Genomic DNA, 13,295 nt, shown 5'->3' on the forward strand with positions numbered 1-13,295 from the left:
GTGTAATACAATAGATAGTGCAGATTTCACTAATAAACAAAGGAAATTATGCATTTTCAAAAACTTGAACACATAATTTATCAATGATATAATTATGCTAGTTTTGCCAAAATAGAGAAAGGGATATAAAGATGACAATCAGTGTAATTGTACCCGTATACAACGTCGAAAAATATCTTGCAAAGTGCCTTGATTCACTTGTGAATCAAACACATAAAGAATTCGAAATCATACTTATTAACGATGGATCAACAGACAGCAGTCAATCAATTATTGAATCGTATCAAGCGCAATACCCACAACGAATAATACTTATTAACCAGGAAAATGCAGGTCAAAGTGCCGCACGTAACCGTGGAATTCAAGAAGCAAAAGGGAAATACATCTACTTCTTGGATAGTGATGACTACATTAAGCCAGATACATTAGCTATTATGTATAAAACAGCAGAAATGAATAAATTGGATTATGTTATTGATGGCTTTGAACAGGTCGACGAAGATGGCATTAAACTTAGTACCTATTCAATACCAACAATTCCGCATAATGTCGTATTTGACCCACGAACTAATGATGAATTGTTCTTGATTCATAATTCTGTATGGAATCGACTATACGTTCGAGATTTAATTATAGATAACGATCTTCATTTCATGTCAGGTGTTTGGTACGAAGATCTTCTCTTTGGACATCAATACCTCATTTATGCAAAAAGAGCTATGGTTATTAACCAACAATTCTACTACTATGTTCAACGTCCTGGTTCAATCATGTCCTCAATGACGTCTGAAAAAAACCTCGATATTAAGATAGTATTTGACGAGCTCATTAAGTACTATAAGGAAAAACGTGTGTACGGACAATATAAAGAGCTTATCGAATTTATGGCAATTAATGAATTCTATATTGCAACCATGGTACGGTTAATTCGAACCAATACGATGGACTTAGCACATCAAGTACGCGATGCTTTCGAAGCATCTTTCCCAAATTACCAAAAGAACCCACGTATCGCAAGTTTCCCTATGAAACGAAAACTTGTGTACAAACTTTTAAACATGAAAATGTATCGAATACTCGCAAAATTATTTAAGTAAGGAACCGTATATGAATATTTATGAAGACAAACCACAGCTAATATCAACACGAACAGTTATGATTTCCTTTGCTGTTGTTATGATTATCCAGCCTTTATTTGACATTATGTCATACTTCACCAACCAAATAGGAATTACGTCAATATCAACACTTGTACGATTTGGTTTGCTTGGACTTGTAACACTCTTTGGATTTATTATTTCTAAGCGCAAAGGTCGATATTTTATTTGTGCAGGTGTGCTTGCCGCATTTTTTGCATTGCACTTTATGGCCAATTATCTGGCCGGTTACTTGTCAATTGGATCAGACATTGCCATGTATGCACGTGTTATCCAATTGCCACTCTTTTTTCTTGCGTTCTTAGATGTCTTTGACGTCATGAAAAGAGAATACTCAACTGAAGAAATCAATCATTATGTCAACAAACTCGTTGTTGGAATTTTGCTCACAATCACAGCATCCATTGCCTTATCATACGCAATCGGTATGCCTGAATACACCTATAACAATGGACTCGCAGGACCACATGGTATCAAAGGATGGTTCTTAAACGGAAATTCACAGAGTGTGATTTTGTGTGTCGTTGTCTCAATTACTTTAATGACCGCTGTTCAATCTAAAAACTGGTTCATTACGATCGGACTCTTTGCAATCGGTTATGGTTCCTTGTTCTTCTTTGGAACAAAATTATCCTTCTATGCAATGTATTTAATTTCAGCAGCATTAATTGTGATCATTCTTCTTTCAAAAGAAAAACAATGGTTGAAAATCTTACTCGTTATCGTTGCAATTGTTTCTGTCTATGCATTTAGAACACAATCGCCAATGTATGTGAATACTTACTACACTGATCAATCATTTGCGGAATGGCAGCATCAAATTGAGGATATCGAAAAAGAAGATCCTACAAAACCAACGAATCCAATTTCAGTAAAAACCGATAAAGCATACTTCGAGCAAAATCGTGAGCTTTATATTAAGACATATAGCTTGAACTCTAAATCTCTCGTCGATGTTTTTGGAATTGATCGTGTTGCTGAAAAATACGATTATACTTTAGATGCTACAATTCTCATCAATAATCGTAATATTAAACTCGTTGCTGCATCCTTAGTTTATGATGATGCATCAACTTTACAACATGTATTTGGATTCGAACAGCAACGTTACTATGTTGGTGGCGAGAATTTTGATTTAGAAAATGACCTTCATGGTATATTCTATTCATATGGTTATGTCGGCTTTGCAATGTACCTCGGATTCATTCTTTATGTGCTACTACGTGGTATTTACAGTTACTTCTTTAGTAAGGAATTCCGATTCAACCAAAATTTAGCAATTTATCTTGTCGCATTAGGTTTAATTATGGGTGCTTCACAGTTCTCTGGACATGTGCTTAAAAGACCGAATGTTGTCTTCTACATTTCGCTTGTAATGGCCCTTGTAACCATTAATTCGGAAACAATTCTAAAACGATTTAGATCAAAAAAATAGATGCTTCGAGGGGTCAGTGGTTTTTCCATTGACCCCATGATATTGAAGCGGTTCATACTAAATGGTAAAATAAGACTATGAAATTAAGAGGGATTCTATGATAAAAATAAGTATCATCATACCAGTATATAATACTGAAGAATATATTGGAGAATGCTTGGATTCATTAATTAACCAAACATATCCCAATATGGAAATAATTGCCATTGATGATGGATCAACGGATGGAACATTAGACATTATGAAATCATATGAGGCGCAGTATCCGGATAAATTAAAAGTGTTAACTCAAGCGAATCAAGGTCAAGCAGTTGCGCGAAACCATGGTTTAGAATTTGCTACTGGTGATTACCTGGGATTTGTCGATAGTGATGATTGGGTGGATAAAGATATGTATGAAAAAATGATCAATCAAGCAATTGCAACATCCGCAGATATTGTCATTGTTGATATGGTAGATCATTTTCCAAATCGAACAATCTACCATCATGCATCCGTATTTGATAATAAATTCAAAGTTACACCATCTGCGTGTAACAAGTTATTTAAACGAGATTTTGTAGGGAATGTCCGTTTTCCAAAAGGGTTATGGTATGAAGATTTTTGTTTTACAACAAAACTACTCTTCACAACAGATGCAATTGCAACGATTCATGAAGGACTTTATCATTGTCATGCCCGAGAAGTTTCAACAATGTTTAACAATAACTCTGAGAAAAATCTAGATATGATTGTAATTTTGGATGAATTAAAAGACTATCTACACAAACAAAATTTATGGGATAGCAATAAATACGTATTCAATTACTTGATTGTTGACCACGTGCTTATTACGACGATCAATCGTGTCTCGACACAAAAAAACGAAGCTAAAAATAGCGTCATTAAGGAACTTCGCCGGTATGCAACTAGCAACGATGTATCCATTTCAGACGCTCAGAATAATTTCAATATACCAAGCAAACGCGCATTGATTGCGAAATTAAATCTAAAGGGAATGCACGCTGTTTCTAGGACAATATTAAACATGACTGCAAAGATTAAGCGAGGATAAATATGAAAAATATACTAATACCAACCGGTTACATGAGTTCCGGATCATCCGCCATAACAAACATAGTTTCTGAGTTTGACGGCTATTTTGCTGACTATGGTACTCATGAGTACGTATTCTTACACTGTCCTAACGGGTTGTTTGATTTAGAAGATAAATTACTTGTAGGTAATAACGCAATTCGTAGTGATGAAGCAATGCATTCATTTCACAATACGATGAAAATGCTCTATAACAAAAAGTATTGGTGGGTCGGCCATTATAACGAAACATTTGGCAAAGACTTTTTGAAATATACTGAAGAATTTATGGAGTCTATAACAACGCTTAAAACAACACAGTATTGGTACTATCAAGAGAATACAAACTTTAGAATGGCGATTCGTTTAACGTGGAACCGTATTCTAAAACTCGTTACAATGAATAAAGTAAAAGGGAAGAAGCCACTTCTTTACCCTGAAATGTGGTTGGCAATACCAACTGCAGAAGAATTTTATGATGCTTCTAAGGTCTACTTGGATAAACTATTCCATATGATTGGTAATGACAAGAGAGCACTCATTTTAGACCAATTTTTATTACCGTTTAACCTCCACAGATATGAAAACTATTTTAACGATCATATTAAAGTAGTGGTAGTCGAACGAGATCCGCGTGATGTCTTCTTATTAAACAAATACGTTCATATTGCATCAGGAGAATCTGTTCCATATCCAACTGATGTCGTTCACTTCTGCAAGTACTACAAACGGATGCGTGAAAGCGAAAAACTTTTCGATAATCCAAATATTCTGCGCATAAATTTCGAATCATTGGTTTATGACTATGATGCATCTATACAAAAAATTATGAACTTACTTGAATTGGATGCGTCTGCTCATGTTCGTAAATTTGAAAGCTTCAATCCGGATATTTCAATCAATAATACCCAAGTCTTTACTAATCGAGTGGAATATGAAGCTGAAGTAAAGGTCATTGAACAAGAATTAAGCGAGTACTTGTTTGATTTTCCATATGAACGCGAAGCAAATCAGAAGGTCACATTCTAATGAATAGCTCGCGAAATATCTATATTACAAGTCTTCATATGCAGCATGGAGGTGTTGAAAAAGTTATAGCGTCTCTAGCAAATATGTTTGTGGAATTTGATTACAATGTCGAAATTTTATGTACTTATAATTTAGGTCCCATGGCATATCCTTTAGATAGTGCAGTTAAAATCACTTATCTGACAGAAAACGCGCCAAATCGTGATGCCTTCAAAGCTGCTCTCAAATCAAAAAATCCATTCAAAGTTTTAAGTGAGGGGTACAAAGCATTTAATACCTTACGCCTCAAAAAGCAATCGATGATTCATGCGATTAAAAACATAGAATCTGGAACGATAATTTCGACCCGCAACGAACATTCTGTTTTACTATCAAAATATGGTCATAAGAATGTCCATAAAATTGCACAACTTCACCACGACCATAACTTTGATGAAGCACTGATCAAAGACTTTAAATATAATTATCAAAATATCGACGATTTCCTACTTCTAACACCTGGACTAACTGAAGAGGTGCAAGAAATAATGATGTCCACGAATAAACATACACATTGTTTAACGATGCCCAACTTTATTGATGTAGCATCGCCAAATCAAATGGCATTGAAACAAAAGCAAGTTATAGCTGCCGGACGTTTGCATACAGATAAAGGCTTTGATCGTCTCCTTGATATTTGGGCACTTTTTGTAGAAAAACATCCAGATTATCAATTGAAAATATATGGAGATGGTCCACTACGTAAAGACCTAACCGATAAAGCATCGAAGCTTCAAATTACATCGACTGTATCGTTTCCAGGGAACATTGATAATACCGATTTAATTACAGAAATGGGATCGTCAGTTGCTTATGCTCTTACTTCCATTTCAGAAGGTTTTGGTTTAGTGCTTATTGAAGCCATGAGCCAATATACCCCAGTTATTGCATATGATGTTCGTGCATCACCCTCAGCAATCATTACTGATGGTGTTGACGGGTATTTGATCAAAGAAAATGATGCTCAAAATTTTGCAGATAAATTGGCATTACTTGCAACAGACGACAAGTTGCGTGACACAATGTCTCACAATGCTCAAAAAACGTCACAAAAATACACTAAGGAATATATACAAAATAGCTGGTTGGATCTTATCGAAAACCATTCAGTCAAAAAGGAGTTAAGATGAAACGTATTACCATTTTAATGATGTTATTGTCCATCCTATCGAAACTGTTTGGTTTCGCTCGAGAAATAACATTATCAACAACCTATGGCGCAGGCGCCATATCAGATTCATTTATATTTGCTTACAACCTTCAATCAACATTGTTTTCAGTCTTCGTTGCGGCCTTCGTAACCGGATTTATTCCAATGTTTACACGGATTGAACGTGAAGATGGTGAAGAACGGGCGATTGAATTTACGAATAATGTACAGAATGTCATGCTCGTCATTGCTATTATCGTCAGTGCTCTTGTATTCATATTTACAGAGCAATTCATATCAATTCTTGTACCATTAGCCACTCCAGAAGCACTTTCTTATATGATTCCATTTACGAAAGTAGCCATCTTTACGGTTATGTTTACCTGTGTTATTCAAATACTAACTGGGTTCTTACAAATCCGTAAAAGTTTCTTATTCCCAGTAGCACTTGCATTCCCAATGAATATCATCCTGATTGGAACAATCATTTTATCTAAATCTACATCGGTTAATATTCTTCCGTATGGAATATTATTCGCATATGGAACCCAAGCGCTTCTCATTATGCTTTATGCTCGAAGAAAAGGATTCAAGTTTAAGTTTCACCTCGATCTGCACGACAAGCACTTACATACTATGCTTATCCTTGCGATTCCACTCATTATCGGTTCAGCAACCTCAACAATCGGAGGATTGGTTAACCAAGGTCTCGCATCGGGGATTAATGGTGGTATATCACATGTCAACTACGCAACAAAAATTGGAGGTATGGTTGAGGGAATCTTCGGTATGGCAATCGTGTCAGTCATGTATCCAACGCTATCCGCAGCTGTTGCCAACCGAGAAATGGATAAAGCTGAACACGAGTTTCAACATTCGCTAAGCTCATTACTCATTTTCATCATTCCATGTGCATTAGGAATGGTACTATTGGCACAACCAATCGTTGAATTTGTATATATGCGTGGTGAATTCAGTATGGATGAGGTACTCGTTCTTGCTCCTGTATTTAAAATGTACAGCTTAGGACTCGTTAGTTATTCAGTTTATGGCTTACTTGCTCGTGTATTTTATTCATTCCAAAACACACGTACACCAATGCTTGTTTCTATTATGAATATTTCAATCCAAATTGGACTAGGCCTCTTATTAGCAAATATGATTGGCTTACACGGAATCACTTTAGCAATGGCTATTGCATCAACTATCGGAATGATTACACTTTTATCGCTAGCTATGCGATTGTTTGATAATTTCAATTATCGTTCATTCTTTAAAGAGTTGGGTAAAGTTGTTGTCGCAGCTATCATAATGGGAGTTGTTGTCAAATTTGGTCATAACATGTTTGTGGGTATGATGTCAGATAAAATTGCTCTAATTGTAACAATTGCGGTCGCAGGTGTATCCTATCTCATAGCTCTACTAATTCTTAAAGTCGATGTCATTAATGATTTAGTAATCTCATTCAAACAACGCTAGTATTTAGAATCCAACCTAAGCACTGATTGAAACACTAATCAGTGCTTTTTATTTGTTTATAAAACTAACATTATCATTTTATTAATCGAAATAGAGCTCAGAGATGGCTTTTGTTCAATGAAGTGTGTAAAATATAAGGAAATGAACGAATGGAGTTTTAACGAATGAATATAGACTTATTAAGAGCACTGAGGCTCATCAGTGAAACTTCTTTGACGAATCAACGTCAATTAAGTATGCAGTTGAACATCTCACTGGGGAAAATAAATCGTATCGTAACGGAACTACAAGATCAAAAATTAATTGAAGCGCAAGTTGTCCCATATCGCATTACTGCTCAAGGAATGGAATTACTCAAAGAATATCGTGTTGATAGCGCGATTATTTTAGCTGCTGGGACCGGAGAACGTATTGTTCCTTTATCATTTGATAAGCCAAAAGCTTTACTTCGCGTTAAAGGAGAACGTCTTATTGAACGTCTCATCGAACAATTGCATGAACGTGAAATTTACGATGTCACAGTTGTTATTGGGTACATGAAAGAAAAAATGGAGTACTTGAGTGATAAGTATGGCGTAAAACTTATTTACAACCCTCAGTTTGATGCAACAAATAGTGTAACTTCGCTTTCATTAGCTTCGAGCCAAATAAGAAATACCTATGTCATTCCTTCAGATGTATATTTTACGGAGAACATTTTTAATAAATATGAATTTCAATCATGGATTGGTGCAGTAAATGATCCCAACAAACCAACGTATTGGTCAATTGAAACTGGAACAAACAAACGTGTTACAGCAATTATAGGTGATTCCGAGGCAACAACTGTTAACACAATTTATGGACCATCCTATATTGCCAAAGAGCAAGCTCGGGCATTATCCCATTATGTGCAAAATGATAGTCGGTTGAGTTTTAAATCAGGTTTCTTCTGGGAGAATTCGATTGCAGATCATTTAAAAGACTTTCCAATCTATGCGAATATTTTCGAAAATTCAATCATTTATGAATTTGACACTTTTGAACAACTTCGAGAATTCGATGCAGCGTACCAAGATGATTCTCAAAGCCGAATCATTAGTATTATTTGTGATGTCTATAATATTACTCCGCTTGAAATAAGCGATATTCAAACACTAAAAAAAGGGATGACAAACGATTCTTTCCTTTTTACAGTTCGAAACAAACGCTTTGTATTCAGAATGCCTGGGCGCGGTACAGACGCCCTCATTAACCGTAAGGAAGAGGGGGATGTCTATACTCAAATCGACACGCTTCGTATCGCAGATAGCCTGTATTACTTCAATCCAGATACTGGGTATAAAATTTCGCGCTTCTATGATGGTGCAAAACCAATAACATACGATGATTACTCAACAGCCTTCGGAATCTTACGCAACTTACATACAAGTAATCTTCATGTTGATCATGAATTTGTATTAAGTGAGCGCATTAAATTCTATAAGTCGCTTTGCGATGATGCTGATGCTACGTACTTTGAAGATTTTGCTGAAGTATCTAGTATTGTCGAAGAGGTCGTTACAATTATTGAAGGCATGAATCGACCTAAAGTTCTTGCACATATCGATCCAGTTATCGATAACTTTATTAAAATCCAAAATGGAACGATTAAACTAATAGACTGGGAATATGCAGCAATGGCGGATCCATATCTTGATCTTGCTATGCATGCAATTTATAGTGGATTCAATCAAACGCAAATTGATGATATAACTGCGATTTATTTAGAGGAACAACCAACCGACACCCAACAACATCTCGTTTATGGTTATGTCGCACTCGGTGGATTTCTGTGGGCGCTCTGGACTTTATTCAAGGAAGCAAAAGGTGAAAACTTTGGAACATACGGCCTTGAACAATATCAGTATGCACGAACTTATGGACGAAAATTCTTAGAATTTAATAGGAGTGAACATGAAGCGTAATGGCACATTAATCGGTCTTGGATCAGGTCTTTTTTGGGGACTTGATACCGTTTTACTTGGAATTGCGACATCGTCCGCATTATTTCTTACAACACTTGTAGAATCATCACCTTTAATTACAACGTTTCTCCATGATGGTGCATCGTTTGCCTTTTTGATGATCATTATTCTGGTTCTTGGGAAGCATAAACAATTTCTATCAACTTTACGTTCTAAAGCGGGGCTCATAATTATTGGGGCAGCACTTCTCGGTGGACCAATAGGAATGACAGGTTATATTTTGTCAATTAGAAATTTAGGACCTTCAATATCAGCAAGTATATCAGCGATTTATCCAGCCTTTGGTCTTATTCTAGGATACATCATTCTAAAAGAAAAATTGAAACCGCGAGCCATTGTAGGGATAATCTTATCCATCGCCGCAATCGTTTTTATGGGATTAAGTACAATTGGAGATATTCCAGATATGATGGCGGGATTGTTCTTTGCCTTAATGTGTGTCATAGGGTGGGGTAGTGAAGCTGTCATCATTGGCGCCGCATTAAAAGATGATGTTCCAGCAGAAATTGCTCTAGCAATTCGACAAATGGTAAGCTTTTTAACATACGGCCTGATCATTATTCCAATAATTGGTTACGATAAAATATCATTAATCGGACTCACAAATCCAAGCCTGTGGTTGATTCTTTTTACAGGTGTTATTGGATCCATTTCATACTTGTTCTACTACAAGGCAATTGCGCTAATTGGGCCTGGAAAAGCAATGGGGTTAAATATCACATATCCGGCTTGGGCATTCTTGTTTAGCTATATATTTATGGGAGATTTCGACTTCAAAACGCTTATATTTGTAATCATAATCTTTATTGGTGCCATCATGAGCATGGATGATCCGACTGAACTCATTCCATTTCTAAAAACTTCACAAGTTGAAGTACAAGAAAACAGTTAAAAAGACACTACGGTGTCTTTTTTATGTTAGAATTATCACAGTGAGGTTACAAAATGCATATTAATAATTACATGACAAACAATGATATTGAAGTAGTCGATTCAGGGATTGATTTCGCAACAACTCGAGTCGAATTTAGTGAAAAATTAACAAACTATTATGGTTATTTTCATGGAGGCTTATACTTTTCAATGGCAGATTCAGCTGCAGGAATTGCGGCTCGTAGCAATGGATCGAATTATGTGACGCTTAATGCAAACATCAACTTTATGGTTGCTGTTAAATCAGGTCATATTTACGCAAAAGCGCGAGTCATTTCGAGAACATCGAAAATATGTCTCGTGGAAGTTAATATCTTTGACGATCACGACCGCTTGGTTAATTCCGGAACATATACGATGTATCGGGTTCAATAATATCTTCGTGATTAAAATCTTGATATAATGAATTATAGGAGGTTTATCGTATGAAAACAGTATTTCACGTAAATGATGCACGGAATTTAGATACTGCAGTGGCTAATATCGAAAACTTACTTGTATTTGAACCCATTGAACAAATTATTCTTGTAATCAATGGTCCAGCTATTAAAGTAGTTAAAGACAGTCCACAGATTGTTAAATTGGTTGCAATGGAAAAAGTTACTGTGTATGCATGTAACAATGCAATGAAGGCACATAGTATTGATTATGTCCTTGAGGGCGTAAAAGTTGTACCAGCGGGTGTTTATTCATTAACTCAATTGCAACTTACAGGTTTTGCATATATTAAACCTTAAACAGTCGGTTAATTCAGACTGTTTTTCTCTTTGATTAGTTACTTCGCATAATGTATATTATGTAACTTACATATATCCAAAGTTGACGCACTCCGAAGCAATACGATCAATTGTTAAGATGAATAATAAAAAACCGCGAGAGCGGCTTTAAATTATTTGAGTAATGAAAGTACAGAGTGGCCATTTGCCGTTGGTTCTGCGCCGAAGTTGTCGGCTACTGTTGCACCAAGATCCGCAAACGTTTCATTTTTTGGAAGCATTCCACTACCCTCAAATGATGGTGAGTAGTAAAGTACTGGAACTTCTTCACGTGTATGATCGGTTCCATGATGAATTGGGTCGTTACCATGATCAGCAGTGATGATGAGTAAATCATCTTCTTTAATCAATGGTAACAATTGACCAAGTTCCTTATCGAACGTTTCGAGTGCTTCACCGTATCCAATTGGATTACGACGGTGTCCGTACAATGCATCGAAATCTACTAAGTTAACAAATAAGAATCCGTTAAAATCAACATCTTTAACAATACGAATGGTTTCTTCCATTCCATGAGAATTGCTCTTAGTGCGGAATGACTCTGTAATACCTTCATTATCGAAAATATCCACAATTTTTCCAACACTGATTACATCTTTTCCAATTGCTTTCAAGGAATCCAGTGCTGTCTTTCCAAATGGTTTTAGCGCATAATCATGGCGGTTGGATGTACGTGCGAATTCACCTTTACGAGGTCCAACAAATGGTCTTGCGATGACACGCCCTACTTTCCATTCGTCTTTCATGGTTAATTCACGAGCAATCTCGCATACACGATACAACTCATCAAGTCCAAAAATTTCTTCGTGAGCAGCAATTTGGAGTACGGAATCTGCTGAAGTATAAACAATCATTTTTTTTGTAGCCATGTGTTCTTCACCGAGTTCATCGAGAATCTCTGTTCCACTTGCTGACTTATTACCAATGATTCCATAACCAGTACGTGCTTCAAGTTCATCCAATAGTTCTTTAGGAAAACCAGTTTCGGTAAATGTAATGAATGGATTTTGAATATTGAGTCCCATCATTTCCCAGTGACCGGTCATTGTATCTTTCCCGTTTGAAGCTTCAATCATTTTTGTATAGTAAGCTGCAGGACGATCAACAGGGTTTACACCTTGAATTTTATGTAAATTTCCTAGGCCTAGTTTTTCCATATTTGGCATGTTAAGGCCATTCATACGCTCAGCGATATGACCAAGTGTATCGGAACCTAAGTCACCAAATTTTTCAGCATCATGAGCAGCACCTGCTCCGACTGAATCCATAACTATGGTAATTATACGATTATATTTCTTCATCTGTATTGCCTCCTTTATTAGCAAATGTACCTACCAAAAACTGATCATACTCTTTCTTGAGTGCATCTTTTGATACGTGCGTATAAATTTGAGTTGTGCGGATATCCTGGTGTCCCAAAAGTTCTTGAATCACCCGTAAATCTACACCAACATCAAGAATGCTTGTAGCAAATGCATGCCTTAAAGTATGGGCGGAAATAGCAGTACTTAAATTCATTTCCTTACTTCTTAATTTTATCATATTGTGAATGTATTGTCGTGTAACTTGGTTACCTTTTGAACCAACAAATATATATTCACTAGAGCTTACAAGCCACACTGGCCTAACTAACTGAATATAAGTATCCAATGCTTCTTGCACATCACGAGTTATCGGAATAACACGTTGCTTGTTCCCCTTACCTACGATTCTTAGAAGTTTTTCTTGTGGATAGTAATTGCTAAAGGTTAAGTTGGTACACTCACTGACTCGAAGACCACAGCGATACATGATTATAAGTAATGCATAGTCAAATGTATCTTTTGGTGTCTTTCGGGCAAAGGATAACAACGTCACAATTGCCTCATTCTCGGCGATGTATGGTAGCCTTTGGCCCTGGTTTTTTAGGTTCATATATTGTGTGGGGTCATGTTGTGTCACATTCGTTTTAACAAGATACTGATGAAATTGGCGAATGCTTACTACTTTGTGCTGAAGCGTTGATGGTGCGTAACGAGACTGGATGGATGCCATATAGGATGTTATATGTCTATATTCAATCATTTCTGGTGTTTGAATGTCTTGGGTCTCAAGAAATTCTATATAATCACGTACATCGGTGAGATACGATTTAACGGTTAATTCGGATTTGGGATCAATAAATTGAATGAAATGATTGAAGTCATTGAGATATTTTTTCATATCATCCCCTCCTCT

12 protein-coding genes are annotated in these 13,295 nt (G+C 36.2%); 10 read left to right on the plus strand and 2 right to left on the minus strand.

All coding sequences use genetic code 11. The annotated features are described in order from the left end of the window. Nucleotides 1-131 precede the first annotated feature (131 nt). From GVV20_RS00005 to GVV20_RS00050, 10 genes are all read left to right on the plus strand, one after another. A complete protein-coding gene (locus tag GVV20_RS00005) occupies nt 132-1,097 on the plus strand; it encodes a glycosyltransferase family 2 protein (protein WP_159740445.1) in 966 nt (321 codons plus the stop codon). A 10-nt stretch (nt 1,098-1,107) separates the two neighbouring features. Continuing rightward, nucleotides 1,108-2,592, plus strand: a complete 1,485-nt coding sequence (locus GVV20_RS00010) for an O-antigen ligase family protein (protein WP_159740446.1) — start codon at nt 1,108-1,110, stop codon at nt 2,590-2,592. Nucleotides 2,593-2,689: 97 nt separating this feature from the next. Then, nucleotides 2,690-3,646: a glycosyltransferase family 2 protein gene (locus GVV20_RS00015; protein WP_159740447.1), complete on the plus strand. Its 957-nt coding sequence runs from the start codon at nt 2,690-2,692 to the stop codon at nt 3,644-3,646. Nucleotides 3,647-3,648: 2 nt separating this feature from the next. After that, complete coding sequence (locus tag GVV20_RS00020) at nt 3,649-4,695, plus strand: sulfotransferase (RefSeq protein ID WP_159740448.1); 1,047 nt, start codon at nt 3,649-3,651, stop codon at nt 4,693-4,695. Next, nucleotides 4,695-5,864: a glycosyltransferase gene (locus GVV20_RS00025; protein WP_159740449.1), complete on the plus strand. Its 1,170-nt coding sequence runs from the start codon at nt 4,695-4,697 to the stop codon at nt 5,862-5,864. Before GVV20_RS00020 ends, GVV20_RS00025 begins: the two co-directional genes overlap by 1 nt. Then, entirely contained in the window at nt 5,861-7,363 is a 1,503-nt protein-coding gene (gene murJ / locus GVV20_RS00030) for a murein biosynthesis integral membrane protein MurJ (protein WP_159740450.1), read from the plus strand. Before GVV20_RS00025 ends, murJ begins: the two co-directional genes overlap by 4 nt. 164 nt (nt 7,364-7,527) lie before the next feature. Then, nucleotides 7,528-9,309: an NTP transferase domain-containing protein gene (locus GVV20_RS00035; RefSeq protein WP_159740451.1), complete on the plus strand. Its 1,782-nt coding sequence runs from the start codon at nt 7,528-7,530 to the stop codon at nt 9,307-9,309. Further along, nucleotides 9,299-10,261: a DMT family transporter gene (locus GVV20_RS00040; protein ID WP_159740452.1), complete on the plus strand. Its 963-nt coding sequence runs from the start codon at nt 9,299-9,301 to the stop codon at nt 10,259-10,261. Before GVV20_RS00035 ends, GVV20_RS00040 begins: the two co-directional genes overlap by 11 nt. Nucleotides 10,262-10,314: 53 nt before the next feature. Further along, entirely contained in the window at nt 10,315-10,677 is a 363-nt protein-coding gene (locus GVV20_RS00045; RefSeq protein WP_159641274.1) for a PaaI family thioesterase, read from the plus strand. A 50-nt stretch (nt 10,678-10,727) separates the two neighbouring features. Further along, entirely contained in the window at nt 10,728-11,039 is a 312-nt protein-coding gene (locus GVV20_RS00050; RefSeq protein WP_159740453.1) for a DsrE family protein, read from the plus strand. Nucleotides 11,040-11,191: 152 nt separating this feature from the next. Here GVV20_RS00050 and deoB read toward each other — a convergent pair whose 3' ends face one another. After that, nucleotides 11,192-12,379, minus strand: a complete 1,188-nt coding sequence (gene deoB, locus GVV20_RS00055) for a phosphopentomutase (protein ID WP_159740462.1) — start codon at nt 12,377-12,379, stop codon at nt 11,192-11,194. Further along, nucleotides 12,366-13,280, minus strand: a complete 915-nt coding sequence (locus GVV20_RS00060; protein ID WP_159740463.1) for a tyrosine-type recombinase/integrase — start codon at nt 13,278-13,280, stop codon at nt 12,366-12,368. Before GVV20_RS00060 ends, deoB begins: the two co-directional genes overlap by 14 nt. Nucleotides 13,281-13,295 lie beyond the last annotated feature (15 nt).

Origin of the sequence: Erysipelothrix aquatica (assembly GCF_009828775.2) — a bacterium.
Taxonomy (GTDB): domain Bacteria; phylum Bacillota_I; class Bacilli_A; order Erysipelotrichales; family Erysipelotrichaceae; genus Erysipelothrix; species Erysipelothrix aquatica.